Genomic DNA, 25236 nt, shown 5'->3' on the forward strand with positions numbered 1-25236 from the left:
GTGTGAGAGGAAAAAAAGGAAAAAAGGAAAAAAAGGGGACGGATTTATTTTTCCATCGAACGCCCGGTAGATCCGGGCGTTGGCACATCTGCTTGAAGGCATCCCATCACTGAACGCTTTTCCCGTCGCTGCATTGATTTTTGTCAGAAATGCCAATGCCATCTGGTGTTAGCGTTTTGATGAAAAATGGCTACGGCCTTGTCCTGATATGGCTCATTACAACCGTGGTTGACTCAATGGTGCCCCAGAGAACAAAGGAGCGGACATGTCTCGCAACAAGCAGAGTCCTATCAAAGGTACGTTGAAGGACGCAAAAGGCATGGAGAACGATGAACCGATATTTCGCTCGCGCAAAGAACGACTGGAAGCAGGTGAGCGTTTATCCGAGAGCGTGCCGCACGCACTTCACGCCGTTTGGAAGCCAAAGCGTAAACATCGCGACCCTATTGAAATCCTGGAAGCGTCTAACCGATATCGCCTGCCCAATCTGATTCCGGTTCGCTACGGGCGCATGTTACGCAGCCCGTTTACCTTTTTGCGTGGCTCTGCCGGGGTGATGGCGCATGACTTGGCTAATACGCCGAACACAGGCATTCAAGTCCAAGCCTGCGGGGATTGTCATCTTTTGAACTTCGGACTTTTTGCCACTCCTGAACGCAACCTGATTTTTGACATTAACGATTTCGACGAAACGCTTCCAGCCCCTTGGGAATGGGATGTAAAACGACTCGCAATCAGTTTCGTCGTGGCTGCCCGTGACAACCGGCTCAGCGACAAAGACGCCCAGGCGATAGCGGTCCAGTGTGTTCGTGCTTACCGCGAGCGCCTGCGCAAACTGTCGAAGATGAGCCCGCTGGACGTCTGGTATGACCGCCTGGACGCTCAAACGATCATCGACATGGCCCCCAACGCCAAAATCAAAAAGAACCGAGTTCAGCTGATTGCCAAGGCCAAAGCACGCATCGGCGAATACCTTTATCCGACAATCAGCAGCGTAGTAGCGGGACGTCGACGCCTGCTCGATCAGCCACCGATACTGTTTCATATCTATGAAAAGGACTTTGCACAACGTGTGCAGGTGGCGCTGCAAGACTATCGATTATCGCTACCGCTTGAACGGCGTGTGCTGTTCGATCGTTACCGTCTCGAAGACTTTGTCGTCAAGGCTGTCGGGATCGGAAGCGTCGGCACCTATTGTTTTGTCGGCCTGTTCTTTTCTGCTGAAAATCACCCGTTGCTCCTTCAATTCAAGGAAGCCTGTCCTTCGGTGTTGGCTCCTTTTGCGGGCAAGAGTGACTTTGAGAATCAAGGTGAGCGCGTGGTCACCGGGCAACGCCTGATGCAGTCCTCCAGCGATATTTTCCTGGGCTGGACGCAGGGGGAAAGTGGCCGGCATTTCTTCGTCCGGCAGTTACGAGACATGAAAATGGCGGCCCCTGTCGAGGGCGCGACGGTCGATCAAATGAAGCTGTATGCCGAGTTGTGCGGTCTCACACTGGCCCGTGCCCACGCCAAATCCGGGGATGCTGCGCTCATCAGCGGCTATTTGGGCAAGTCGGACACCTTCGATCTGGCTATTGGCGAATTTGCCCAGAGCTACGCCAAGCAAAACGCGAAAGACCATGCCTCGTTGGTGGCCGCTGAAAAATCAGGGCGCATCAAAGTGTTGATAGAAGAAGACTTATGAAACCGATCCAGTGCGCAGTCATTACCTCGCGTGCTGAACCCGATTGCCCAGTGCAACAGAACAATACGTTGTGAGGCAAGGTCATGGATCACGATCTTTCAACGGCGAAGACCAGGCTATTGCCGGGCCGTACTCGTCAAGTAGCGCTCTTCTTCGTTGCCTGCTGCGTGACCGGGTGCACAACGATGGGACCGAACTCGATTCAGCGTGACCGTACAGATTACAGTGCAGTTATTGCCTCGACCTGGAAAGAACAGACACTGCTCAATATCGTCAAATTACGCTACGCAGATGCGCCCGTGTTCCTCGAGGTTTCCTCGGTCATTGCCTCCAGCGCGATGCAGAGCCAGGTCACCCTCGCAGCGAGTTGGTATTCTGGGCTTCCCAGCGATGGAAACAGCCAGGCCATAGGGGCATCCGGGGTGTACACGGATCGTCCGACGATCAGCTACACCCCGCTTTCCGGGGAGAGATTCTCTCGTTATTTATTGCAGCCCCTATCGCCGGCTGCCGTGTTCTCCCTGATTCAGGCCGGCTATCCTATTGATCGCGTCCTGCAATTGACCACCAGCGCCGTTAATGGTGTCTATAACCGATCCACATCCCCCTCGCGTTTTCGAGCAGCAGATCCGCGTTTCTACGAGTTACTGGAGGCCTTCAGACGGATCCAGCGCTCTGAGTCGCTGGGGATGCGCATCAATCAACGAAGCAACGATGAAAGCATGCTCGTCCTGATCTCGCGGGACGTCTCCGACGACATCGAGAAAGATCGCCGAAAGGTGCGCGAACTCCTTCACTTGAGCCCCGATGCCAGCGAGCTGAATCTAAAGTTCGGCATGGTGCAGCAGGATGATACCGAGGTCGTGCTACTCACTCGTTCCATGTCGGAAATCTTCGTGGAGCTGGCCGCTACCATCGAGGTTCCACCTGCCCATGTGCAAGAAGGCCGTGCAAACCCGGCGCCTGCCGCGCCTGAGCATCCAAGCCCATGGGACGAACCATTAGTGCGCATTCACTCAAGCAGGGAGCGGCCAATCGATGCCTATGCAGCCGTTCGCTATCGCGACTATTGGTTCTGGATCGATGACCGTGACATGAAATCCAAATCGGAGTTCTTGTTTATTCTTGTACTGTTTTCGCTGGCCGAAACGGGCGTGGCGCCACAAACGCCTGTGATCACCGTGCCCGCAAACTGAGCGACTGGAGTGGTGTCAGGTACCACTCGGGAGCGGGCTGAACCGAGAGTCTTAAAACGTGGGCACCCACCTGATAACCATCTGCGCGAAATCTTCGCCGGATGCGGTTTTGTCCTGCGCCGATGATTGAAAGGCCGCCCGCAGGCGGCCTGTAGCTAACGATGTCACTAAGGCAACGCATACACCCTGAACAATTTTTTCACTATGTCGTTGGTCCCCCCCAGATATTTGTCGTAGCCCTTTTCGATGGTGCCCGAACGATAGGCTTCGCTCAGGGCCGTATCGACCAGCAAGCGGAAGTCTTCGTCATTACGCTCCACGATCATCGCCACCGGCGAGTACTCGAATATGCGATCCAGGAGCACCAGGTTCTTCGCAGCACCCTGCTTGGCTATTTCGTTTTTCAGCAACATACGTTCGGCGAAGAACGCATCCACCTTGCCGTCGGCGACCAGCCTGATGCCCTCATCGTTGTTGGCCACGGTTACCAGTGACGCAATCACACCCAGCAGGCGCATCCTCTCGCGAATCCAGTCTTCGGTCACACCGCCCTCAATGGTGGCGTATGTATTGTTAGCCAAGCCATTGTTGATGCTCGCACGCCAGGTCGGGCCACTGTTGGCGACTTTACCACTGAGCACATTGAGCAGCGGTTCGGAGGCGTCCTTGCGCACAACCACAGAGAGGCCGGCGGTATAGATCGGGATTGAATAACTGATCATCTTGCGCCGTTCCAGGGTGGGCGGCGTCGGCGTGCAGAGGATATCGACTTTTCCCTGGTTCACCGCATTGACCTGATCAGAAACCTTTACAGGCTGATAGCGCACTTGCAGGTCGGGCAGGCCCAGCTCGCTTTCGAGTTTCTCGGCGATTTTAAGACACAGGTCGATGGCATAGCCGCTGGCCTTGTCGCCTTCCTGTGCGCTGAAGGGGGCCAGGTCTGGCAAGTAGCCCAAGGTGAAGGTGTGGCTGCTGCGCACGCGTTCAAGGGTGTTGGCGCTGGCCATTAGCGACAGCGTCGAGAGCGCGAAAACAAGCAGCAATCTGGTGGTTTTGGCAAATGGTACGTTCATGTCCGGTTTCCCCGTATGCAGATGTCTGTGCAGTCCTGATTGCCACGCCTAAGGATTGCCCGCCCTGACCTGTTCGGCGGGCGGCGCATCAGTGAAACGCTTGGCGAGGAAGCCGTAGAGCAGGTAACCCACCGCGAGCACCAGGGTGCCGCCCATCACCGCATCCTTGCCGCAGGCATACAGCGCATACAAGCAGTACGTCACCGCAATAAGCAGTATGACCAGGTTGCGTGAGTAGATCGCCGTTGAGACCCCGGCCTTGTACATGATCACCAGCAGGCCGGTCAGCGCGGTTATATAAGGAATGAGGTTGGTCACCGCCGCCAGGTTGACCAGCTTGCTGAACTGAGCGGCGGCATCCGGTGAAATGGTCGACAGGGCCATCAAGGTTTGCAGCACGCCGCAGACGATCATGCCGACGACGGGGGCGCTCATGGAGTTGACCTTGCTGAACAACTTGAGGAACAGATTCTGGTCGGCGGTCATCTTGGCGGTTTGTGCCAAGGTGAATTGCCAGCCCAACAGCGAGCCGACACAGGCCATGACCGCCAGGGCCATGACGATATTGCCCACCATTGGATTGAACATTGTCGCGTAGACCAGCGCGAAGGGTGCCGTGGACTGGGCCAGCTCAGCATTGGGAATGATGCCCTGGATGACGGTGGTCGACAGCACATAGACCACGGCTGCACCCAAGGTGCCGAACAGGCAGGCCAACGGCACGTTGCGTTTGGGATTCTCCACGGCATCGGTGGCCTGGGCCGCCGACTCCATGCCCAGGAAAGCCCATAGGGTCAAGGGGATGGCTTTGGCGATGGATTCGGAAATGGGCAAGTTGTTCGGGTTCCAGGCCGCGGTCAGTACATCGGGCTTGAACCAGAACCAGCCGATGATGCTCAGGCCCGCTACCGGAATGATCACGCCCCAGACCGTGAAGGCGCCGATCTTGCCGGTGATGCTAGGGCCGCCGAAGTTGGCGACGGTGGTCAGCCAGATCAGCGTGATGGTGCCTATGCAAAGCGGGATGGCACCAGTACCCAGCCAGGGCACGAAGGCGGTCATGTAGCCCACCGCAGAGATGGCCACGGCCACATTGGCGATGGCCAAGGACAGGAAATATAGGTACGAACAGAGGAAAAACCCCGACTTCGCATGGGCCTCTTCGGTGTAGGCGGACAAGCCGCCAGAACGTGAGCAGAAGACGCCGCACTGGGCAAAGCAGTAGGCGATGGCCATCGAGCCAATCGCCGTGAAAACCCACGACAACAGCGAGACGGCCCCCAGTTGGGCCATATTGGTCGGCAACATGATAATACCCGAGCCCATCATGTTGACGGTGACCAGCGTCGTAAGCCCCATGAGGCTCATTTTTTTGCTTGAATCAGCCATCATAAACTCCTTGCCTTATGCCATCTTTGGAACCAGGGCCCGGCAACGTGCAGCTCGCGGCCGGATAGGGGTTGATGCTTACTGCTTGACCACGTAAATCTTGTAGGTCGGGCGCCCCTGGCTATCACGCTCAATCTCCACACCATGATTATCATGCTCGAAGCCCGGGAAATGGCCGTCGAACAATTCCATCGCCAGCAAGTAATCGATGATGGCTTTCTTGTCGGCACCGGCCTTTTCTCCAGGCATCATCAATGGGATGCCCGGTGGATAAGGCACGATCTGAACAGCCACAGTGCGATCGAGCATGTCGCGCACGGCGATTTGCTCGATTTCGCCTTTTACCAGCTTCGCGTAGGTGGCCCGCGGCGAAGCGACCGGGTCCGGCAGCAAGGTGTAGGCCGCATCCATGTTGTGCAGCATCTGCGAGCTGATCATGTCCTGATGCATGGCCTCGGCAAGGTCCTTGAGGCCCATTGCGCCATAGCGCTCAGCATGACTGTTGACCAGGCCAGGCAGCACTTGCTCCAGCGCGCGGTTGTTCTCGTAATGCTTCTTGAACTCCATCAAACCGGCGATCAGCGAACCCCATTTGCCCTTGGTCACGCCCAGGCTGAACAGCACGAGAATGGAATAAGGTTCGGTCTTCTCGACAACGATGCCGCGACTGGAGAGGAAGGACGACACCAACGGCGCAGGAATGCCGCTGCTTTCCATCTGGCCTTCGAGCGTCTGGCCCGGCGTCAGCACGGTGACCTTGATCGGGTCGAGCATGCAGTAATCGGCGCCCAGGTCGCCGAAGCCATGCCAGCTCGCCCCCGGCTTGAGAACCCAGGCGTCGCCGTGATGCAACACCTGGGGATCAAGTTCGGCGAAAGGAACGCCGTTGACCTCATCAGGTTGCCAGACCCCAAACCACCAATCCTGACTATCGCGTTCACGGATTTCATTGCTCAGACGAGCCATTGCCTGGCGAAAGGCAATCGCTTCGTCGATGGATTCATCAGTCAGGTAGCCGCCGGCGTCATCCATCATCTTTGAAGAGACATCGATTGAGGCAATGATGCTGTACTGCGGTGACGTCGAGGTGTGCATCATGAACGCTTCATTGAACAGGGCCGGCTTGACCTCGACCTTGCCCGAGCGGACATGGATCATTGAGGCCTGTGAAAGTGCTGCCAGTAACTTGTGGGTCGAGTGAGTGACGGTAACAGTGGCATCGTCAGGGTGGCGTTCGCCACGGTGCATGCCGTAGCGACCTTCATAAAGCGGGTTGAAGCGCGCGTAGGCATACCAGGCCTCGTCATAGTGGATACGGTCGACGCTTTGGCTCAGCTCGCGAGTGGTGGTCTGTACGTTGTAGCAAAGGCCATCGTAGGTTGAATTGGTCAGTACCGCGAGCACCGGGCGTGCCTGTTTATTGGTCGCCAGCGGGCTGTCTGCCAGTTTCTGCGCAACGGCAGCCGACTTCAGTTCCAAAAGCGGCACCGGTCCGATCAGGCCTCGCGCATTGCGCCTTGGACGCAAATACAACGGCACTGCCCCGGACATGTTCAACGCATAGTTCAAAGACTTGTGGCAGTTGCGATCGACCAACACGGCGTCGCCGTCGGTTACGGCCGAATGCAGGATGATTTCGTTGCTGGCCGAACTCCCGCCGACGGAGAAAAAAGTGAAGTCGGCACCGAATACCCGCGCAGCGAACTTTTCCGCGGCGTCCACGGGGCCTGAGTGGTCGTTTAGCGAACCCATTTCGCTGACGGAAACACTGAGGTCGGAGCGCAGCATTTGCTCGCCGTAAAAGTCGAGGAAGGTACGCCCGACAGCGGTCTTCATAAACGCCGTACCGCCGGTATGGCCCGGAGTGTGCCAGGAATACTCACAGGTATCGGCAAAGTTGACCAAGGCGCCGAAAAAGGGCGGAAGAATGGTATCCAGATAACGGCGGGCGGCTGCTTCTATGCGTCCGGCAATGAACTCGGCACTGTCTTCGGGCTGCCAGATAAACCCGTCAATGCACTCGATGAAAGCCAACGGGACTCGGCTCTGATGGGCCTGGCTCATGCCCAGCATAATCGGCAATTGGGCCGTTCTCCGACGCATCAGCTGGATAAGCTGCAGGCCCTGATCCGGTGCCCGCTCACACAAGCCCCATCCAATAATCGCGCAACAATAAGTCGAGTTGGCCTTGATGGCGATTTCGGCCTCATCGAGCGACCGCAACCATTCAACGGCCACCTCATGTTCATGCAGCGCTGCGGCTATGGATTGCACACTGCGCACCAGAATGTTGTCGTCGGCCTCCAGAGCATTGGCCACAATCAGCACGGGGTAGCGTCGCGCCAGATTGGCGGGCAGCTTCGTTTGCGAGTGACTCATGTGAATCTCCTTGCGCAATGATGAGGGTCTAGCATCAGGCCTTGAGCACGTAATCGTAGGCGCGAGTTCGACCGCCCTCGTGTTTGAGATAGACGCCTTGCAGTTCCGGCGTGAAGCCGGGCAATCGGTTGATGCCTTCTTCCAGGGCCAGGAAATACTTCAGTACCGCGCCGCGCCGGATTTCCCCGGGCACCACGCATAAAACGCCCGGTGGGTAGGGCAAGGCGCCTTCGGCGGCGATGCGGCCATCAGCGTCAGCCAACGGCACCCTCTCGACATTGCCGCGGATGTACTCGATCTGAGTCGTCGCGAAACAACGTTTCGCCAAAGAAGTCGAAGAACTGCCGGCCGGCCGGATGCTTGCGAAAGAACTGTCCTCCCTGATGAGCGGTGCAGGCAAACGTGGCATTGGGCAGCTGTGGTGTATTGTTTAAGCGCATTGAAAAACGGTGGGAGAAGCGTGTCTTCATAAGACTTCGCAGCGGTTTCGAGGTGGTGGCCGTAATACTCGACGTTGTTCCGCGACAGGTCGAAAACGCCATTGACCTGCAGCAACACATCTTGCAGTTGCTTGTACATGCCTAAGGCATTGCTGCCACCACCCTGTGAAGCGACCAGGAAAATCGGAATATCGAAACCGATATGTTTAATGGTTTCCAACGCGCCGGCGAGCACATCGTCCCGGGAAAATACCGCGACAGCGACGTCGGTATAATCGGTCTGATCGAGGGTGACAATATCTCTGGAAGTCCGGAAACAGTTACGAACCGGTAGGCTGGCGGCGATCTTCAAACCGTTCACGGCATTACCTCCAAACTGGCGCATAGCCTTGCTTTTGAGGGCAGCCAACATGCCGGTTACTTCAAAAACCTTAATTCAAATAACTGGCAATATTGGGGACGGACCTCTCCTGGTCAGGTAGTCATTTTTTCTTTCAATGCCACACGTGTCTTGTGGATCAAGCGTGAGAGAGTTTCTTTTCCAAGTGAGGCCCATCGTGCCGGTTTAAAGATTGGCTGTTCGGGACTTCTTGTGATAACTGAGAATAACTTCCAATCATGTGTGGCGCGTGCGGGGCATTAATGCGCGCGTTCAATCGCTCAACAAATGATTCAGCTCCTTGAAGGCTGTGAAAACCTGCGACCCACTCATCCATGTGGACCCACCAACGATTCTGCAGAGGATCTTTTTTAATAAGGATTTTCATTGAGCGGGCTCCGAAAATACAGGGGACAATCATCCTGATGTGTACTGAGTTGTCCTTTCTTTTTAGTATTCGCCGCAGGTGGAAAACGTTTTGAATACGTCGTTTCGTGTTGGGAATCGTGTACTCAATCAATCAGCATTTGATTGATCAAAATCAACAAATTCAGTCTGGCCCTCTGTTGCCTTATACCGTGCATCGGGAATTAATTGCCGGTCTCATGACCGTCATTGCTTGAACCCTGGCAGTTTTATTGGTCGAGACACTGGCCTCTGTCGCGATCTGATCGGATCAGCCCCGCACGCTGATTCAACGCCTTTTCCGCCGCAGCAAATTCAGCCTGACGCCAGATGATCACGTCGCCTGTCGGCGGTCCCTGGACGCGGCGGGCTTCGAAGCCGACAACACCGCGAGAGTGGCGCCGGTCCAGATCGCCGACACCGGGCTTCGTCCATGCCTTGGGTCTGCACAGACAACGGCACTAAGTTCTGCCGTGACAGGCCGCGTCGAAAATGCTTGCCGCGCCAGCCCGGGTCAATGGCAACGGGTTGCCACCGGCAGACGGGTCGACAATCGCCATGTCCGCGATCAAGTCGGCCTGGCGATCATCCACGCCCAACTCGACCAGCGTGTGCGGCACGCCGATGTCTTTGCGCAGTTTGAGGATGAAGGCCAGAAAGCTGTCGAAGCCGGGCGAGGGCAGACGCAGATAAGCCGCCAGGCGCGTGATGCGTTCTTCGATGGCGGGGCGATTGAATTGCAGTACGTAGGGCATGAAGGTGGCGTTGGTCATGCCGTGATGGGTGTCGTACAGCGCGCCGACCGGATGCGAGAGGGCGTGCATGCCGCCCAGGCCTTTCTGGAATGCGGTGGCGCCCATCGCGGCGGCGGCGAGCATTTGCGCGCGCGCATCGAGATCGGACGGGGTGTGGACTGCCCGCACCAGCGCGTTGGCCACCAAGCGGATGCCTTCCACTGCGATGCCATCGGCCAGCGGGTGAAAACCAGGCGCGCAGTAGGCTTCCAGGCAGTGCGCCAAGGCGTCCATGCCGGTGCCGGCGGTGACTTTGGCCGGCATGCCGACGGTCAGGGCCGGGTCGCTGATGACCACGCGCGGCATCATTTTCGGGTGGAAGATGATGCGTTTGGTGTGGGTGCGTTCATCGATAATCACCGCTGCGCGGCCTACTTCCGAACCGGTGCCCGCCGTCGTCGGCACCGCGATAACCGGAGCGATTTGACTCTCGTTGGCGCGTGTCCAGTAGTCGCCGATGTCTTCGAAATCCCAGACCGGCCGGGTCTGGCCGCTCATGAAAGCGATGAGCTTGCCCATGTCCAGGCCGCTGCCGCCGCCAAAAGCCACCACACCATCGTGTTTGCCGGCGCGCCAGGCATCGAGTCCGCCTGCGAGGTTGGCTTCGACAGGATTGGGCTTGAGGTCGCAAAACAGCGCGACGCCGAGGCCGGCGGCACGCAAGGAATCCAACGCCGCCGTGGTGATCGGCGCGCGCCCCAGGCCGCTGTCGGTGACCAGCAACGGTCGCTGGATACCCTGGCTGCGACAGACCTCGGCCAGCTCGCCGATGCGACCGACACCGAAGCGGATGCTCGTGGGATAGTTCCAGTTTCCGGTCAGGCTCATGGCTCAGATCTCATGGCGCAAATGGAAGGATTTTGCTCGGGTCAGATGCTCGTAGCCCAGGCGCGATAGCGTCACGCCGCGACCGCTGTTCTTGACGCCGGTCCAGGCCAGGGCCGGGTCCAGGTAATCGCAGCGGTTCATGAACACGGTGCCGGTGTCGATCGCGTTGCCCAAGCGTTCGGCGGCGGCGAGGTCCTGAGTCCAGACGGAAGCGCTGAGCCCGAACTCGCTGTCGTTCATCAAGGCAATGGCCTGGTCATTGCTGGTCACCGGCATGATGCCGACCACTGGACCAAAACTTTCTTCGCGCATCACCGACATGTGATGGCTGACATCGACCAGCACCTGGGGCGCGAGGTAGGCGCTGCCGGGTGCGTCGAAGGGAAACGCCTTCGGATCGATCAGCGCTGTTGCGCCCTTGGCCAGCGCATCGGCGATCTGCCCGCGCACAAATTCAGCCGCGCCCGGATTGACCAGCGGACCGAGTGTGGTGGCTTCGTCCAATGGATTGCCCAGTACGTATTGATTCGTCAGCGCGACGAATCGCTCGACAAACGCCGGGTAGATTTTTTCATCGACATAGATGCGCTCGACGGCGCAGCAGCTTTGCCCTGAGTTGAAGAAGCTGCCGTCCACCAGGTTCTCCACCGCGTGGTCGAGGTTGGCGTCTGCGCGGACGTAGGCCGGGTCCTTGCCGCCGAGTTCCAGGCCCAGGCCGAGGAAGTGGCCTGACGCTGCGCTTTCCATCGTTCTGCCACCGCCGACCGAGCCGGTGAAGTTCACCTGCTGCACGCGGCCAGAGGCAATGATTGCGGCGGTCTGGTCATGATTGAGCAGCAGGTTATGGAACAGGCCTTCGGGCAGATTGGCGCGGCGAAACGCTTCGGCGAACCGTTCGCCCACCAGCAGCGTTTGTGAGGCGTGTTTGAGGATGACGCTGTTGCCGGCCATCAGTGCCGGAATGATCGTATTCACTGCCGTCAGATAGGGGTAATTCCAAGGGGCGACGACCAGCACCGTACCCATCGGCTCGCGCTTGATACAGCGGCGGAAACCGGCGACAGGCGTGGGTTCAATGGCTGCCAACGCTTCAGGTGCAATGGCGATCATATGCCGGGCGCGCTCTTCGAAACCGCGAAGTTCGCCCGCGCCAAAGCGCACGGGGCGGCCCATTTGCCAGGCCAGTTCCGGGACGATTTCGTCCTTCATGGCCAGCATTGCGTCCACGGCGGCACCGCAAAAATCGGCGCGCTCGTTCAGCGGTCGGTGCTTCCATTGCGCCTGGGCCGCTGCGGCAGCCGCCAGCGCCTGCTCGATCTGCGCAGCATCGGCGCAGCGACGTTCGGCATAGACCCGGCCATCGACCGGTGAAATGAGTTGAATCGTTGCAGTCATGATGGCGGTCTCAATAGCGCTCGAAACCGCGCTGCAATTCCCAGTCGGTGATGCGCCGGTCGTACTCTTTCTGCTCCCACTCGGCGGTGTGCACGTAGTGGTCGATCACTTCATCACCGAATGCCTCGCGCAACATGGTGGAGCCCTGGAGTGCGGCGCAGGCTTCGCGCAGTGTCTTCGACACTTCAGGCAAGTGTTCGTCAACGTAGGCATCGCCTTCAAAGGGCGGCGTGAGGTTGAGCTTCTCGTCGATACCGGCCAGCCCCGCAGCGATCAACGCGGCAAAGGCCAGATAAGGGTTGAGGTCGGCGCCGCCGATGCGGCATTCGATGCGGATGGATTTGCTGCTTTCTGCACACAGACGAAAGCCTGCGGTGCGATTGTCGCGGCTCCAGACCGCCCGGGTCGGCGCAAAGGTGCCGGCCTGAAAGCGCTTGTAGGAGTTGATGTACGGCGCGAGAAAGCAGGTGATGTCGTTGGCGTATTTGAGCTGCCCGGCCACCCAGGCACGCATCAACTTCGACATGCCAAATTCGGCCTTGGCGTCGAAGAACAGCGGCTTCTTGGCGTTTTTGTCCCACAGCGAATTGTGAATGTGGCTGCTGGACCCGGCGGCGTCATACCGCCACTTGGCCATGAACGTGATCGCCTTGCCTTGCAGCTGCGCGATCTCTTTGCAGGCGTGCTTGATGATGACGTGGTGGTCGGCCATCGTCAGCGCATCGGCGTAACGAATGTTGATCTCTTCCTGGCCCGGGCCCCATTCACCCTTGGAGTTTTCCACGGGAATGCCGGACGCCTGCAGATGCTTGCGAATCGCCCGCAGCACCGGCTCCTCGCGAGTGGTCTGGAGGATGTTGTAATCCTCGATGTAGTGGCCGGCGGTTTTTGGCTTGTGGTAGTTGCGCTCGTGGATGGCCTCGTAGCTTTCGTCGAACAGATAGAACTCCAGTTCCGAGGCGAACATGCCGGTGTAGCCGCGTTCGCGCAGTCGCTCGATCTGCTTTTTCAGAATCGCCCGCGGGCTGTGCGGCAGGTCCCGCCGATGGTGGTGATCAAGGACATCACACAGCACCAGCGCCGTGCATTCCAGCCAGGGCACCCGTCGCAAAGTGGACATGTCGGGCTTGAGGACAAAGTCGCCATAGCCTTTGCTCCAACTGGCGGCGGCGTACCCCGGCACGGGTTCCATGTCGATGTCGTCGGCCAGCAGGTAATTGCAGCAGTGGGTTTCTTCGTGGCCGCTGTCGATGAAAAACTCGACCTGGAATCGCTTGCCGACCAGTCGGCCTTGCATGTCGACCATGCAAACCAGAACAGTATCAATCTCGCCGGAGGCGGCAGCACGTTTGAGTTGATCAAAACTGAGGAGGGGCTCGGTCATCACGTAGTCCTGCGTGAATAGGTTGGGCCTGTCTGAAATAGCTGTTGCAGACGCTCTCCAGAACAACCCCAAACCTGCAGACGCGAGCATCGTGTGCAATAAGCTGCTCTAAGCTTAGCTTACGGTTGCTGAACGCAAGTTTTGTTGATCGACGCAGGGGAGAGGGCATTGCCGTGCATGCCCTCGGTGCAGGCTAATTCACTGCCGACCAGAGTTGGCGGTACGCGGCCACCAGTTGGTCCAGGGTGAAGGCGAGATTTCGCCCGCTCGGGTTGGGCAGGACCCAGACCTGGGCATTACCAAAGGTGTGTGCCTGAAGCCCCCAGGCAATGGTTCGCTGGCCGGATAGCGCGCTGTACGCCGACTTGCCGAGAAACGCGACGTAGCGTGGCGCATAGCGAGCGATCTTCTGTTCAAAACTCGCGGCGGCGGCGGTGAATTCGTGCAGGGATAACTGATCCGCCCGCGCCGTGGGCCGATCCACCACGGCCGTCAATCCGCAGTGATAATTCAAGATCGTTCGGTCGTTTTCCGGGCGCACCTCCTCCGGCGTGAAGCCTGCCAGATGGAGCGTGCGCCAGAAACGATTGCCTCTGCCGGCAAAGTGGTGACCTTCAGCGGCGGCCAACATGCCCGGGTTGATGCCGCAGAAAATCACCGACAGATGTTCAGCCAGAATGTCTTCGAGTCCTTCACGCACCGCAAATCACACCGACCGCATTGCGTGCCAGCTCCGTCAGTTCTTCTCGGGATTTGCCCGCCCGCGCGCGGATTGAAATGCTGTGCAGCAGGGAGGACGCGAGGACGGCGAGGGCGGCGGCGTCGACATCGCTTTTTAGCTCGCCGGAGTCGATGGCGGTTCGCAGACGTGCTTCCAGATCGGCATCGAGCCTGCTCAGCCGGTCCGACAGCACTTCGCGTATTTCCGAATCCTCGACCGCTTCGGTGGTCGCCGTGCCGATCGCAAAGCAGCCGCGCGGTTGGCCGTCGCCGGAGAAGTAAATCGACAATTGCCCTTCGTAGAAGCGCATCAACGCATCGCGCAAGGTCAGGTTGCTGTCCGTCAGCGCTTCGTGCATCGCCGCCGCTGCAAATTCCCAATATTGCTCAAGCGCTTTTATGTAGAGCGCGTGTTTGTCGCCGAATGCCGCATAGAGGCTTGGGCGATTCATGCCTGCTGCGGTGGCGATGCTGTCCAGCGACGCGCCGGAATAACCGGTGCTCCAAAACACACCAAGCGCTTGCTGCAGCGCTGTCTGCGGGTCGTAAGCGCGTGGACGGCCGCGGCCTTTTGCTTCGGTAATCTTTTTTTGTGCCATGTCGTATAAAAACCTTGATGGAGGGTTTGTGTGGGGATATTCTTACACCATCGCACAAAATTAAGGAACCAGAAATTCCTTGGTTTACGGTTTGTTGAAGCGAAGCTCGAACTGAGTGTTGCGGCGACGAAACAGGTGCGGCGGAGCGATCCTCCAGACCGTGCTCGGGCTTGATTCCTCACAGCAACTATTGACGTCGGGGCCGCCGCACCTTTTGCCGGCCCGATGTCCCGGTTAAAGGTGTATTCGATCATGACTAAACAGTTCGACATCCCGGCTTCGCAGAGCTTCGAGCACCCCGCGCCGAACCTTGGCGATACGCCTGTCAAGAAACCGTTCAAACAGAAACTGCGGCCGTTCCTTATTGTCGGTCTGCCGCTGATTTTCGCCGCCGTCGGCTTCGCTCGCTATCAGGCCGGCGCTGCCATTATGTCGACCGATAACGCCTACGCCCGAGTGGCGAAGGCCTCGATCAATGCGCGGGTTTCCGGGCAAGTGGTCGAGATCGCCGTCGAGGACAATCAGCAGGTTCACAAGGGCCAGGTGCTGTTTCGCATTGATCCAAAACCGTTGCAGATCGCCGTCAACCGTGCAGAAGCGCAGTTGAGCGTGGCGCGCCTGCGTATCGATGGACTCAAGGCCAGTTATCGCCAGCAGCAGGCGGAGCTGCAATCGGCCAAAGAGTCGGCCGATTTCGACCAGCGGGAATTCGCCCGCAAGAAGGCGCTGGTTGCGACCGAATTCGTCTCCCGCGCCATTTACGAGCGCGCCGACACTGATCTCAAAGTGGCCCGGCAACGGATCGCGTCGGTTGAACAACAGATCGCCAGCACTGTGGTTGCCCTGAACGGCAACCCAAACATCGACGCCGATACCCACCCGACGGTGCGCGAAGCCAAGGCTCAGCTCGACGAAGCGCAGCTCTACCTGTCGTACGCGACGGTGTATGCGCCGGACGACGGCATCGTGGCCAAGGTCGACGATTTGCAGGTTGGCAACTTCGTCAACAACGGCGCGCCAGCCTTTGCCCTGCTGTCCGATCGCGAGATCTGGGTCGAGGCCAACTTCCGTGAAACCGACGTCACCCACATGCGTCCCGGCCAGACCGCGACCGTCAGTATCGATACCTATCCGGATCACGTTTTCAAAGCTCACGTGACCAGCATGAGCCCGGGTGCCGGATCGGACTTCGCCCTGCTGCCGCCGGAAAATGCCACCGGCAACTGGGTCAAGGTTGTGCAGCGCGTACCGGTGCGGCTCGAGCTCGATGAGGTCGATCCTGCGTTGCCGCTGTTCTCGGGCACCAGTGCCACGGTCAAGGTCGATACCGGCTACCGCACGCCCTGGTGGCATCCGCTCAAGGCGCTGTTGACCGCAGGTAACTTCTGATGAACGCCAACCTTGCCGGACCCCAAGGTGCGGGAACGATAAGGTTCGCCGCGCTGCTCGCGACTTACATGCAGTCGGCGAACCTGCCGCTTCCGAATGCCGTACTCAGGTTGATTCAGGGCAGCCTGTCGATGACCGACGACCAGGCCGGGTGGATTTTCACCTCGTACCTGGCGGCGAGCGCCATCACCATGCCGGTTGCGCAATGGCTCGCCGGGCGATTCGGCCTGAAACTGGTTTATCAAACCGCGCTGGCCTTTTTCGTCCTTGGCTTGCTGCTCTCCACCCAGGCAACCACGCCACTGGAATTCATCGGCGCGCGCATTATCCAAGGCCTGGCGAGTGGCGTGCTGGCACCGTTGTCGATGGCGATTTCGCTGGAGACATTGCCCCTGGAGAAGCGCGCAAAATTTGGCGCGACCTGGACCGCCATCGTGCTGTTCGGCATCGTCAGCGGCCCGAGCCTCGGCGGCTGGATCGGCGAGCATTTCGACTGGCGCCCGATCTTCTACATCAGCCTTCCATTGTCGGCATTCATCTTCCTGGTGATGGCGCTGTTGCTGAACGAGAAGAAAGCCGAGAAGCGCCCGACGTTCGATTTCTTCGGCTTCGGCAGCTTCACGCTGGGGTTGATCAGCCTGCAAATGCTGCTCGATCGCGGTGAACGCCTGGACTGGTTTGCTTCGACCGAGATCTGGCTGGAGGCGATCGGCTTTGCGCTGGGGCTGTACCTGTTCGCCGTGCATGTGTTGACCGCGAAGGTGCATTTCCTCAACAAGCGCTTGTTCAGCGACCGCAACTTCGTGCTGTCGACGATCATCTTTTTCGCCGTCGGTTTCGTGCTGCTGTCGACCATGGCGCTGACCTCGCCAATGCTCGACGAGATTCTCGGCTACCCGCCGGACACCACCGGTTCCCTGACCATTCCGCGTGGCATCGGGCTGGTCGGCGCGTTCCTGCTGATGAACCGTGTGCCTGAGCGCTTCGACCGTCGGCTGTTCGTCGCTGCAGGCGTTGCCGTGGTGATTTATGCCAACTGGCTGATGCTCGGTTACTCGCCGTTGATGGACTGGTCGCCGGTGGCGGTGGCCGGTGCGATCCAGGGCATTGGCATCGGCATCTTGATGCCGTCGTTGACCAAGGTTGCGTTCAGCACGCTCGACCCGACGTTACGCCCCGAAGGCACCGGTCTGTTCAATCTGTCCCGTGTGTACGGCAGCACTTTGGGCGTGGCGATTGTGCAGCTGTATTTCTTCAACAACACGCAAGCGATGCACGTGGCGCTGGTGAGCAACCTGACGCCGTACCGCGTCGGGCCGATGTCCCTGCAAGCCCTGGCGGAGCTCAACCACATGGTCACCCACCAGGCAGCGTTTATCGCGGTGGTCGATCAATTCAAGATTTTGATGGTGGCGATGCTGGTGGTGAGCCCACTGGTTGTCTTTCTTCGCAAGCCCGTTCCGACCAACTAGTTTTCGTGGAGTTTGCCCAATGAAATCCTCTGCACGCTTCATCAACAGACAACTGTTCAAGACCACCTTCGGTGCGGCATCGGCGCTGGCATTCCTGACCGCTTGCACCGTCGGCCCTGACTATCAAATGCAGCCGCCGAGTCTGTCGCAGCATTACGATCAACAGGCCGAGCAGCGTCTCGGCAAGGGCGGCGACACGCCTGGCGAACAGCGCATCGACCTCGGCAAAAAGCTCAACGGCGACTGGTGGACGGCGTTCCGTTCGCCAAAGCTCGACAACGTGGTACGCCGCGCCATCGCCGGCAATCTTGAGCTGGTGGTCGCAGACGCAACCCTCCGGCAAGCGTCGTCTTCCGTGGCTGCGGCTCAAGGTGCGCTGTATCCGCAAGTCGATTTTGGCGCCCAGGCGGGCCGTCAGCGGGTGCACAACGCGAAGGAGCCTGCCACCTCCAATTTCTACGCGATCGGTCCCCGGGTCGGCTTTGACCTTGACGTGTTCGGCGGCAACAAACGCCTGGTTGAACAGCAGGAAGCGTTTGCCGATCTGCAGAAGCATCGCTACGAAGCCGCCTATTTGACCCTGACGGGCCATGTCGCGAGCCAGGCGTTGCTCGTCGCGTCGGCCAATGCGCAGATGGCTGCCGTCGAGAAGCTGCTGGCCAATGACGCCAAAAACCTCGACCTGGTGCGCAAGGCACACCTCAATGGCGCCACCACGCAGATCGACGTTTCACTGGCCGAGACCCGACTCGCCCAAGACCGCACGTTGTTGCCGCCGCTTGCTCAACAGCGGGATGCGGCACGTCACGCGCTGTCGATTCTCACGGGTAAAGGCCCGGGCGACTGGATTGCCCCGGACTTCGATTTTGCCGAGTTCGTGTTACCGACAAACGTCCCCGTCAACGTGCCCTCGGAAATGGCTCACGGCAGGCCGGACGTATTGCAAGCCGAGGCCGAGCTGCACATGGCCAGCGCGGCGGTAGGCGTCGCGACCGCCAATCTTTATCCGCACGTCACGCTGTCGGCGTCGCTGGTACAGGCCGCGTCAGGCAATGGCGGCGCGGCGCTCTGGGGCTTCGCGGCGGGAATTGCCGGCCCGATCTTCGATGGCGGAACGCTCAAGGCGGAACGCCAGGCGGCGGTCGACGGCTACAAGGCGACGCTCGCCGGCTACCAGCAGACCGTCATTCAGTCGTTTGGTCAGGTCGCGGACGCGCTGCAAGCCATCAACCATGACGCCGAGCAGAACCTGGCGCAGGAGGACGCGTTACGCGCCGCCGAAACCAGTTTTCGCTTGAACCAGCAAGCCTATGCGCAAGGCGAGAACAGCATCCTCCAGGTGCTGGAAGCCGAACGTGCGTATGAGCAGGCATTGCTGGGGCAAATCAGGGTGAAGACCGCGCAATACCTCGACACGGTGCAGTTGTATATCGCGCTGGGCGGGAATTCCGTGGGTGCGTTTGAGCAACGCGTTGCCAGCCGCGACGCACCGAAACCTTCGTATCAATAGCCCGGGACTTTGGAGAAAAGAGATGTACGAATCATTTTACGATGGACTTCGCGACACAAAATTCCTGCTCAATCACGGTTCCGGCAAGATGCCGGCGGTGGGGTTCGGCACCCTGTTTCGCGATCTCAGCGTCACCACTCAAGCGGTCAAGGACGCGCTGGAAGCCGGCTTTCGTCATTTCGATTGCGCCGAGCGTTATCGAAATGAAGAGCAGGTCGGCATTGCGTTCAAGCAAGTGCTGGACGCCGGAAAGATCCGCCGAGAAAACCTGTTCGTCACCACCAAACTGTGGAACACCAACCACCGTCCCGAGCGCGTCAAACCGGCATTCGAGGCCAGTTGCCGTCGGCTTCAGGTGGACTACATTGACTGCTACCTGATTCACACGCCTTTTGCCTTTCAACCCGGCGACAACCAGGACCCGAGGGATGCACAGGGGCAGGTCATCTACGACGATGGCGTTACGCTGATCGAGACCTGGCGCGCCCTGGAAAGTCTTGTCGATGAAGGCCGCTGCAAGGCCATCGGCTTGTCGGATATTACGCTTGAAAAGCTCCAGGAAATTGTCGCCGTGGCGCGGATCAAACCCGCTGTCGTGCAGGTTGAATCCCACCCCTATCTGCCGGAATGGGAGCTGTTGGCGTTTTGCAAGCAACACGGGATTATCGTCCTGGCGTTTGCGCCGCTGGGCCACGGCATGGAGCCCAATGTATTGGAAGAACCGGTGATTACCCAGATCGCCCAACGTGTGCAGAAAACCCCGGCGCAAGTGGCGCTGGCCTGGTCGGTGCAGCGGGGCGTGGCGTTCCTGACCACGTCGGCGACACCGAGTCACATCCGGGAAAACTTCGATATTTCGACCTTGCCGCAACGGGCCATGGTTGAAATTCAGGAGGACATCACGACCCGGATTCGATTCAACTCTGTGGTCGAAACCGGCGTCCCAGGATTTATTCCGCGCAAGAAGTAACCCATGATGAAGAGGCAGCCTTGCAAGGCCGCCTCTTTTTTCCATCCCCAGAGGTGAAAACGATGGACGTGTTCCAGACCCTGCGGTTTTTCGTGGCGGTGGCCCAGAGCGGCAGCTTTACGGCGGCGGCGCAGGTATTGGACACCAACACCACCAACGTCTCCAAAGCGATCTCCAGTCTGGAAGCCAGGCTGCAAACCCGACTGATCAACCGCACGACCCGCCGTCTGGCGCTGACCGAAGCCGGCCTGCGTTACCTGGAACGCTGCGAGAGGATTCTTGACGAGGTGCGGGAGGCCGACGAGGAAGCAGTCACCGCGAACACCCAGCCTGTGGGGCGGCTGAAAATCCATGCGATGTCCGCCGTTGGCAATCATTACGTGATCGACGCCATTGCCAGATACAGAGAGCTGCACCCTACGGTCATGTTTGATTTGACCCTGACTAATCGACTGCCGGATTTGCTGGAGGAGGGCTACGACATGTCGATCGTGCTGGCCCGGGACTTGCCCGATTCAGGCTTCGTGGCGCAGCGGCTCGGCGTCACGTACAGCATTCTCTGCGCGTCGCCGGCGTACTTGAAAAAACGCGGACATCCGGATTCCCCGGCCGCGCTCGCTGCACATGACTGTCTGAAAATCGTGAACACCGTCATGCCGGTTGAAAACTGGGTATTGGACGGGCCCGAAGGCGTGGAAACCGTCAACGTGGCGTTATCACCATTTCATATCAACACCGCCGATGGCATGACCGTCGCAATCACCAATGGGATGGGGATTGGTATCCAGCCCATTGCATCGGCGGTCAATGGCTTGCGGGCCGGCACGTTGGTGCGTGTATTGCCCGGCCATCACCTTGAAGCGCTGAATCTGTATGCGATCTATCCGTCACGAAAGTTCGTCGATGCAAAAATAAAGACCTGGGTAGCGTTTCTCAAACACTCCATTCCGGTCGTGTTGGCTGCGGATGAAAACATCGTCGGCTCAGCGAAAAAAAGTTGATTCACACAGGCTGCAGGTATGGAGTGTCGACCCTCCATCATCCTGGCAGCGTTCAACCATTTGAACATCCGGTGCCCATCACCTGGTACTGAAGGACATGGCGTTGACCGTTCGAGTCTTCATAGGTCATTTGCGCCGGGACGGGGCCGCACTCGTTCGCAATGTCGGTCACGGCAATGACTTTCTTGATGTCCAGTTGGGTGCTGTAGGTGTAGCGTTCAACCGGCGTCTTACCGGCTTCGGCCGTTGACTGGCTGTCGTTTGCAAAGGACTGTGCGGCGATACCGCCCAGCGCCAGGAAAAGCGCCACTTTCAGGATTTTCATTTTATTCACCGTCTCGTCTGGGTTGCTCCGGTGTCGCCATTGGCTTACCGGGTACAGACGATGCTAGGGCGTTACCCCTCCCTCAAACAGCGGCCCGCTGGACAAACACTGTTGCTGGATTACGCATGAATGGCCGGCGTCGAAAAGCCTGCGACGCATGCTGGCACGTCGCGCTGGCGGTGTTGCCTGCCAGCGTACAGAGGCCTGAATCAACGACTTACAAAGTGAATGTCCCGGTTACCGGCAGGTCTTGAAGCGTCTCCTATACTGATGCGCGTTGATCGGTTCAACACAGATCCCGAATGCCGTTGGAACAGCGACTGGCGTTGCGACGGCCTCCCTACAAGCTCACAGTCAGGAGAACGATATGACCATCCGCATTGGCGACGAAGCACCGGACTTTACCGTCGAAAGCACCGAGGGCACGCTGCATTTCCATGAGTGGATTGGCGACAAGTGGGCGATCCTGTTCTCGCATCCCAAGGACTTCACCCCGGTGTGCACCACTGAGCTCGGTTACATGGCAGGGCTCAAGCCAGAGTTCGATAAACGCAACACCAAGATCGTCGGGCTCAGCGTCGACCCCGTCAGCAATCATGCGAGCTGGGCCAAGGACATCGAAGAAACCCAGGGGCATGCGGTCAACTACCCCATGATCGGCGACGAAAATCTGGTGGTGGCCAAGCTCTACGACATGATCCATCCGAATGCCAGCGGCGGCGCACGCACCGCCGTGGACAACGCCACGGTGCGTTCCGTGTTCATCATCGGGCCGGACAAGAAGGTCAAGGCGATGCTCATCTACCCGATGAGTGCCGGGCGCAACTTTGATGAGGTATTGCGTCTGCTCGATGCACTGCAACTGAACGCCAAGCACACCGTTGCCACGCCGGTGAACTGGCGTCCGGGTGAGGATGTGATCATTCCGACTTCCGTCTCTGACGAGGACGCGAAGAAGAAATACCCGGATGGTTTCAAAACGGTGAAACCTTATTTGCGCACGGTGGCGCAACCCAAGTAACCCCTAGGGAGACCCCAGGCATGGCCGTCCAAGTCTTGCGCGTCGAGGCAACGCACATCGACAAAATCGCCCCCCTCTTCGACGCTTATCGAGGCTTCTACGGCCAGCCCTCGAACCTGCCGCAATCCCGTGAGTTCATTGCCGAACGCATTGACCGGGATGAGTCCGTGATCTTTTTCGCATCGGACCTTTGCGGTGATGCGCTGGGGTTCGTCCAACTGTACCCGACATTTTCCTCCATCGACGCCCACCGCACCTGGTTGCTCAGCGACCTGTTCACCAAACCCGAATCCAGGGGGCAGGGCGTGGGCCGGTTGCTGATGAACGCTGCCCGAGCCTTTGCGCTGTCGACCGGCGCCAAGGGCATGGTGCTGGAAACGGCCACGGATAATTTCGGCGCGCAGCGGTTGTATGAGTCGTTGGGTTACGTGCGCGACACGGGGTATTACACCTACTGCCTTGATTTGAAGCAGGGCTGACCAAGTCAGCCGCTATAGGTCTCCATGATTAGCCGGCCGGAACCTGTTATCCAGCACTCGATTCACCTCTTCCATCAACGCCGAGGCAATTTCCATCGCTCGCGCAATTGCTCATATTCCCCCTCAGGCATCTGCACCAACACCGGAGACTCACGGGGATTCAGCCACTCGAACAACCGCGAAATATCCCCCTGATCCATTGCCGTACACCCCAACGTAGGCGAAGCAGGTCCCCGCCAGATATGGAAAAAGATGCACGAACCTGCACCCGGTGACGCTGGCGTGTTGTGCTCGATAAAGATCCCTTTGCGATACCCAGCCTCTTCGCGCATCTGCTCGGAACTGTTCCAGTCCTTGGCTATCGCCGCGCCGTCGACCAATTCGTTGTAACGTTCGGATTTTCTGTCATCCACACACTCTGTGGTCGAGGTCAGCGCAAGATAAGGCAGCTTTGTCGCGGCCGTCGCGTCATAACCAAACGCAGTCCCGAGTCTGAAGATCCCGGCAGGTGCTTTCCCATCACCTTCACGTTTGACCGGTCCTTCACCAGGCTCAACGTTGCCCAACCCTTTACCCCACGCCATCCCGTTCTTGCCGACCACCACCGCAAAGCCGTCGCCGACTTTTCGAAAGCTGGCCCCGTCTCGTTCATAGCGCTGGGCGATGCCCTGAATGTCATCCCAGTTTTTTGTGGTGACCACAATCAATTGGTGACTGCTGTCCAGTACCTCGTTGGTACTCAGCGGTGTGATGGGAAAATCCATCACGCTCTTCGGCGCTCCGTCTCCACCGAAAGTGAAGTGCCACCATTCTTTCGAGTAACCGGCGAAACCCTCTTTCTCCATGGCGCTGCTGAGCCGCTGACGGTTTTCCTTCGCCGTCGCATTGATCGTCGGGTTGGCGGTGTGCGCACGCTCATCGAAGCAATCGTACCCGGTGCCCATGTCGAGTGCGCCGTCGCGCCAGCGCTGGGCATAAGGCGCGGTGCAATCGACTTGCGCGGCCTTGGGTATCCAGGTGTCGGCGGTCAGAGCCTTGGGGCCGATGAGCGTCAGGTCCACGGTTGAGCCTCTGGAGTGATTCGACACCCGCGCCACATACCCCAGCCGCCAGAAGTCCTGCTTGTCGACGCGCGGATAGAACTCGGCTTTTCGCGGGTTCCCAGGCTCAGTCGCGAAACGGCCCATATCGGCCACCGCACGGCTGGGTCGATAGCAGTCGAACACCTTCAAGCCGTAGCCTTGCTTTTGAAGTGCCTGTTGCACCCGGGAGAGGGCCTGGGCGGTGTCCAGCGACAGCAGGCACTCGGCGGCATCGTATCCGTCGAGCGGGTGTCCGGTGAAGTTGTGGGCGCTGGCGTAGCGGATATCTTGCTCGATGGTGGGGTCAATCGTGCGCAGATAAACCATGTTGTCGGGTCTGGGCCCGGCATTGGCGATGCCTGGCAGGATGGCGCTCAGCAACAGCAGTGACCGCAGCCACGTGCGGGCGGGCTGGCGGGGGCATTGAACCGGCAAGGGTAGCGAGGAGGGCATACGAACCTTCAGGTTTAAGCGCATGAAGTGGTTATCAAGTCCGGAGGACGCTTCAAACGATCTTAAACCATGACCGCCAGTGTCTGGCTGATTCATATCTGGGTGCAGGCATTACGATGGTAAACGCACACTGCCGCGACACTGGCGTTGACCACCCATTCGACGCCCAGGTGTTCGGACGCTTCGATGATGGAGGGACGAATGCCGTCACCCATCGTCGCGCCGATCTGCGGCGCAGGGTCGACAATGATCACGCGCACATCCTGATCGTCGCCGAGCACGGCCCGCAGGCGCGCCGGCATTTCGGTGCCGGTCTCGATGCTGTCGTAGACGCTCAAGCTGCAATAGCTGAAAAAGAGGCATTTTGCTGGCCCCGAAGCGTCACGGTTGTCGCCAAAATCCACTTCATTTTCAGGTGGTTAGGCGGAATGCAATTGCGAAGTGTATTTGTCACGATGATCTCGTTTGCCCTGGCCAGCGTTGCAGCCTCTGCCCAAGCCAAGGAACTGGCGTCCAATGACCGGTATATGTGCAGCTGGGGGGCGGGCACGGCGGCGAGGGCCCAGGAACTCAAGCTGGCCGGGGTCTCCCTGTATGCCGCCCGGCAGAAGCTACAGGCCTACAAATTCAGCAAGGCGTGGATGCGCATGATGGCGATGGGCATCACCGAACAGACTTACGACAGCAAGTCGCGGTTCAAGCCAGCGGATGTCCGGCAGAATTTTTATGAAGAGTGCGTGCGCTACAAACTGGCGCGCAAGTAAAACTGAGGTGTAGGACCCACCGCAATTCCCTGTGGGAGCGAGCCTGCTCGCGAAAGCGGTGTGTCAATCAACATTGATATCAGCTGATCCACCGCATTCGCG

General features: G+C 58.8%; 23 protein-coding genes and 2 pseudogenes. 10 read left to right on the plus strand and 15 right to left on the minus strand.

Annotation, left to right across the window (positions count from 1 at the left end):
- Positions 1–511 precede the first annotated feature (511 nt).
- Positions 512–1687 (plus strand): DUF2252 domain-containing protein, encoded by a 1176-nt coding sequence (locus tag QMX98_RS05845; RefSeq protein WP_318192328.1) that lies wholly within the window; start codon positions 512–514, stop codon positions 1685–1687.
- 83 nt (positions 1688–1770) lie between these two features.
- On the plus strand, positions 1771–2883 hold the full coding sequence (locus QMX98_RS05850) for a hypothetical protein (RefSeq protein WP_010459008.1): 1113 nt from the start codon (positions 1771–1773) through the stop codon (positions 2881–2883).
- Between the two features lie 167 nt (positions 2884–3050).
- Here QMX98_RS05850 and QMX98_RS05855 read toward each other — a convergent pair whose 3' ends face one another.
- From QMX98_RS05855 to QMX98_RS05905, 12 genes and pseudogenes are all read right to left on the minus strand, one after another.
- Positions 3051–3956 carry an amino acid ABC transporter substrate-binding protein gene (locus tag QMX98_RS05855; protein WP_282410432.1) on the minus strand — a complete coding sequence of 302 codons (906 nt, stop codon included), beginning with the start codon at positions 3954–3956 and terminating at the stop codon, positions 3051–3053.
- Positions 3957–4004: 48 nt separating this feature from the next.
- Positions 4005–5345, minus strand: a complete 1341-nt coding sequence (gene potE, locus QMX98_RS05860; RefSeq protein ID WP_154911579.1) for a putrescine-ornithine antiporter — start codon at positions 5343–5345, stop codon at positions 4005–4007.
- 78 nt (positions 5346–5423) lie between these two features.
- Entirely contained in the window at positions 5424–7724 is a 2301-nt protein-coding gene (locus QMX98_RS05865) for an Orn/Lys/Arg decarboxylase N-terminal domain-containing protein (RefSeq protein WP_282410433.1), read from the minus strand.
- A gap of 34 nt (positions 7725–7758) precedes the next feature.
- Complete coding sequence (locus tag QMX98_RS05870; protein WP_280639265.1) at positions 7759–7992, minus strand: hypothetical protein; 234 nt, start codon at positions 7990–7992, stop codon at positions 7759–7761.
- Positions 7979–8284, minus strand: coding sequence for a hypothetical protein (locus QMX98_RS35055; protein ID WP_348967357.1), 306 nt, complete (start codon positions 8282–8284; stop codon positions 7979–7981). The genes QMX98_RS05870 and QMX98_RS35055 overlap by 14 nt, the downstream gene beginning before the upstream one ends.
- A pseudogene (locus QMX98_RS35060) lies at positions 8253–8576 on the minus strand (Orn/Lys/Arg decarboxylase N-terminal domain-containing protein); the annotation flags it as partial. The pseudogene QMX98_RS35060 and the gene QMX98_RS35055, both read right to left, overlap by 32 nt.
- Positions 8577–8682: 106 nt before the next feature.
- Positions 8683–8931: a hypothetical protein gene (locus QMX98_RS05880; protein WP_154911583.1), complete on the minus strand. Its 249-nt coding sequence runs from the start codon at positions 8929–8931 to the stop codon at positions 8683–8685.
- Between the two features lie 478 nt (positions 8932–9409).
- Positions 9410–10570: an iron-containing alcohol dehydrogenase gene (locus QMX98_RS05885; RefSeq protein ID WP_282410435.1), complete on the minus strand. Its 1161-nt coding sequence runs from the start codon at positions 10568–10570 to the stop codon at positions 9410–9412.
- Between the two features lie 3 nt (positions 10571–10573).
- Positions 10574–11965, minus strand: coding sequence for an aldehyde dehydrogenase family protein (locus QMX98_RS05890; protein ID WP_282410436.1), 1392 nt, complete (start codon positions 11963–11965; stop codon positions 10574–10576).
- Positions 11966–11975: 10 nt separating this feature from the next.
- On the minus strand, positions 11976–13349 hold the full coding sequence (locus QMX98_RS05895) for a glutamine synthetase family protein (protein ID WP_010459015.1): 1374 nt from the start codon (positions 13347–13349) through the stop codon (positions 11976–11978).
- A gap of 193 nt (positions 13350–13542) precedes the next feature.
- Positions 13543–14049 carry a G/U mismatch-specific DNA glycosylase gene (gene mug, locus QMX98_RS05900; RefSeq protein WP_221109082.1) on the minus strand — a complete coding sequence of 169 codons (507 nt, stop codon included), beginning with the start codon at positions 14047–14049 and terminating at the stop codon, positions 13543–13545.
- Positions 14042–14668, minus strand: coding sequence for a TetR/AcrR family transcriptional regulator (locus tag QMX98_RS05905; protein ID WP_221109084.1), 627 nt, complete (start codon positions 14666–14668; stop codon positions 14042–14044). Before QMX98_RS05905 ends, mug begins: the two co-directional genes overlap by 8 nt.
- A 252-nt stretch (positions 14669–14920) precedes the next feature.
- On the opposite strand from QMX98_RS05905, the gene QMX98_RS05910 reads away from it, so the two are divergent.
- The 5 genes from QMX98_RS05910 to QMX98_RS05930 all read left to right on the plus strand — a co-directional run bounded on the left by QMX98_RS05910 (position 14921) and on the right by QMX98_RS05930 (position 21010).
- On the plus strand, positions 14921–16057 hold the full coding sequence (locus QMX98_RS05910; protein ID WP_010459019.1) for an HlyD family secretion protein: 1137 nt from the start codon (positions 14921–14923) through the stop codon (positions 16055–16057).
- Positions 16057–17529: a DHA2 family efflux MFS transporter permease subunit gene (locus QMX98_RS05915; protein WP_169857339.1), complete on the plus strand. Its 1473-nt coding sequence runs from the start codon at positions 16057–16059 to the stop codon at positions 17527–17529. The genes QMX98_RS05910 and QMX98_RS05915 overlap by 1 nt, the downstream gene beginning before the upstream one ends.
- A gap of 19 nt (positions 17530–17548) precedes the next feature.
- Entirely contained in the window at positions 17549–19039 is a 1491-nt protein-coding gene (locus QMX98_RS05920; protein WP_221109085.1) for an efflux transporter outer membrane subunit, read from the plus strand.
- A gap of 22 nt (positions 19040–19061) precedes the next feature.
- Positions 19062–20009 (plus strand): aldo/keto reductase, encoded by a 948-nt coding sequence (locus tag QMX98_RS05925; RefSeq protein WP_221109087.1) that lies wholly within the window; start codon positions 19062–19064, stop codon positions 20007–20009.
- A 62-nt stretch (positions 20010–20071) separates the two neighbouring features.
- Positions 20072–21010, plus strand: a complete 939-nt coding sequence (locus tag QMX98_RS05930) for a LysR family transcriptional regulator (RefSeq protein WP_010459023.1) — start codon at positions 20072–20074, stop codon at positions 21008–21010.
- A gap of 52 nt (positions 21011–21062) precedes the next feature.
- Here QMX98_RS05930 and QMX98_RS05935 read toward each other — a convergent pair whose 3' ends face one another.
- Positions 21063–21335, minus strand: a complete 273-nt coding sequence (locus tag QMX98_RS05935) for a DUF2790 domain-containing protein (RefSeq protein WP_083377129.1) — start codon at positions 21333–21335, stop codon at positions 21063–21065.
- Between the two features lie 367 nt (positions 21336–21702).
- Between QMX98_RS05935 and QMX98_RS05940 the strand changes: the two genes are divergently transcribed.
- Positions 21703–22356 (plus strand): peroxiredoxin, encoded by a 654-nt coding sequence (locus QMX98_RS05940; RefSeq protein ID WP_010459028.1) that lies wholly within the window; start codon positions 21703–21705, stop codon positions 22354–22356.
- A 20-nt stretch (positions 22357–22376) separates the two neighbouring features.
- Positions 22377–22835: a GNAT family N-acetyltransferase gene (locus QMX98_RS05945; RefSeq protein WP_282410437.1), complete on the plus strand. Its 459-nt coding sequence runs from the start codon at positions 22377–22379 to the stop codon at positions 22833–22835.
- Positions 22836–22909: 74 nt separating this feature from the next.
- Here the strand turns inward: QMX98_RS05945 and QMX98_RS05950 are convergent, their stop codons facing one another.
- Positions 22910–24370, minus strand: a complete 1461-nt coding sequence (locus tag QMX98_RS05950; RefSeq protein WP_282410438.1) for a M15 family metallopeptidase — start codon at positions 24368–24370, stop codon at positions 22910–22912.
- A gap of 128 nt (positions 24371–24498) precedes the next feature.
- Positions 24499–24690 (minus strand): annotated as a pseudogene (locus QMX98_RS05955) (NAD(P)/FAD-dependent oxidoreductase); the annotation flags it as partial.
- Positions 24691–24804: 114 nt separating this feature from the next.
- Here QMX98_RS05955 and QMX98_RS05960 point away from each other — a divergent pair.
- Entirely contained in the window at positions 24805–25134 is a 330-nt protein-coding gene (locus tag QMX98_RS05960; protein WP_042932860.1) for a hypothetical protein, read from the plus strand.
- Positions 25135–25236 lie beyond the last annotated feature (102 nt).

Origin of the sequence: Pseudomonas sp. PS02303 (assembly GCF_029959925.1) — a bacterium.
In the GTDB taxonomy this organism is placed as follows: Bacteria; Pseudomonadota; Gammaproteobacteria; order Pseudomonadales; family Pseudomonadaceae; genus Aquipseudomonas; species Aquipseudomonas mandelii.

Bases quoted from the DNA above. Each gene is read 5' to 3' on its own strand.
- QMX98_RS05845 (WP_318192328.1), top strand. From the start codon at position 512: ATGTTACGCAGCCCGTTTACCTTTTTGCGTGGCTCTGCCGGGGTGATG.
- QMX98_RS05850 (WP_010459008.1), top strand. From the start codon at position 1,771: ATGGATCACGATCTTTCAACGGCGAAGACCAGGCTATTGCCGGGCCGT.
- QMX98_RS05855 (WP_282410432.1), bottom strand. From the start codon at position 3,956: ATGAACGTACCATTTGCCAAAACCACCAGATTGCTGCTTGTTTTCGCG.
- potE (WP_154911579.1), bottom strand. From the start codon at position 5,345: ATGGCTGATTCAAGCAAAAAAATGAGCCTCATGGGGCTTACGACGCTG.
- QMX98_RS05865 (WP_282410433.1), bottom strand. From the start codon at position 7,724: ATGAGTCACTCGCAAACGAAGCTGCCCGCCAATCTGGCGCGACGCTAC.
- QMX98_RS35055 (WP_348967357.1), bottom strand. From the start codon at position 8,284: ATGTGTTGCTGCAGGTCAATGGCGTTTTCGACCTGTCGCGGAACAACG.
- QMX98_RS05880 (WP_154911583.1), bottom strand. From the start codon at position 8,931: ATGAAAATCCTTATTAAAAAAGATCCTCTGCAGAATCGTTGGTGGGTC.
- QMX98_RS05885 (WP_282410435.1), bottom strand. From the start codon at position 10,570: ATGAGCCTGACCGGAAACTGGAACTATCCCACGAGCATCCGCTTCGGT.
- QMX98_RS05890 (WP_282410436.1), bottom strand. From the start codon at position 11,965: ATGACTGCAACGATTCAACTCATTTCACCGGTCGATGGCCGGGTCTAT.
- QMX98_RS05895 (WP_010459015.1), bottom strand. From the start codon at position 13,349: ATGACCGAGCCCCTCCTCAGTTTTGATCAACTCAAACGTGCTGCCGCC.
- QMX98_RS05905 (WP_221109084.1), bottom strand. From the start codon at position 14,668: ATGGCACAAAAAAAGATTACCGAAGCAAAAGGCCGCGGCCGTCCACGC.
- QMX98_RS05910 (WP_010459019.1), top strand. From the start codon at position 14,921: ATGACTAAACAGTTCGACATCCCGGCTTCGCAGAGCTTCGAGCACCCC.
- QMX98_RS05915 (WP_169857339.1), top strand. From the start codon at position 16,057: ATGAACGCCAACCTTGCCGGACCCCAAGGTGCGGGAACGATAAGGTTC.
- QMX98_RS05920 (WP_221109085.1), top strand. From the start codon at position 17,549: ATGAAATCCTCTGCACGCTTCATCAACAGACAACTGTTCAAGACCACC.
- QMX98_RS05925 (WP_221109087.1), top strand. From the start codon at position 19,062: ATGTACGAATCATTTTACGATGGACTTCGCGACACAAAATTCCTGCTC.
- QMX98_RS05930 (WP_010459023.1), top strand. From the start codon at position 20,072: ATGGACGTGTTCCAGACCCTGCGGTTTTTCGTGGCGGTGGCCCAGAGC.
- QMX98_RS05935 (WP_083377129.1), bottom strand. From the start codon at position 21,335: ATGAAAATCCTGAAAGTGGCGCTTTTCCTGGCGCTGGGCGGTATCGCC.
- QMX98_RS05940 (WP_010459028.1), top strand. From the start codon at position 21,703: ATGACCATCCGCATTGGCGACGAAGCACCGGACTTTACCGTCGAAAGC.
- QMX98_RS05945 (WP_282410437.1), top strand. From the start codon at position 22,377: ATGGCCGTCCAAGTCTTGCGCGTCGAGGCAACGCACATCGACAAAATC.
- QMX98_RS05950 (WP_282410438.1), bottom strand. From the start codon at position 24,370: ATGCCCTCCTCGCTACCCTTGCCGGTTCAATGCCCCCGCCAGCCCGCC.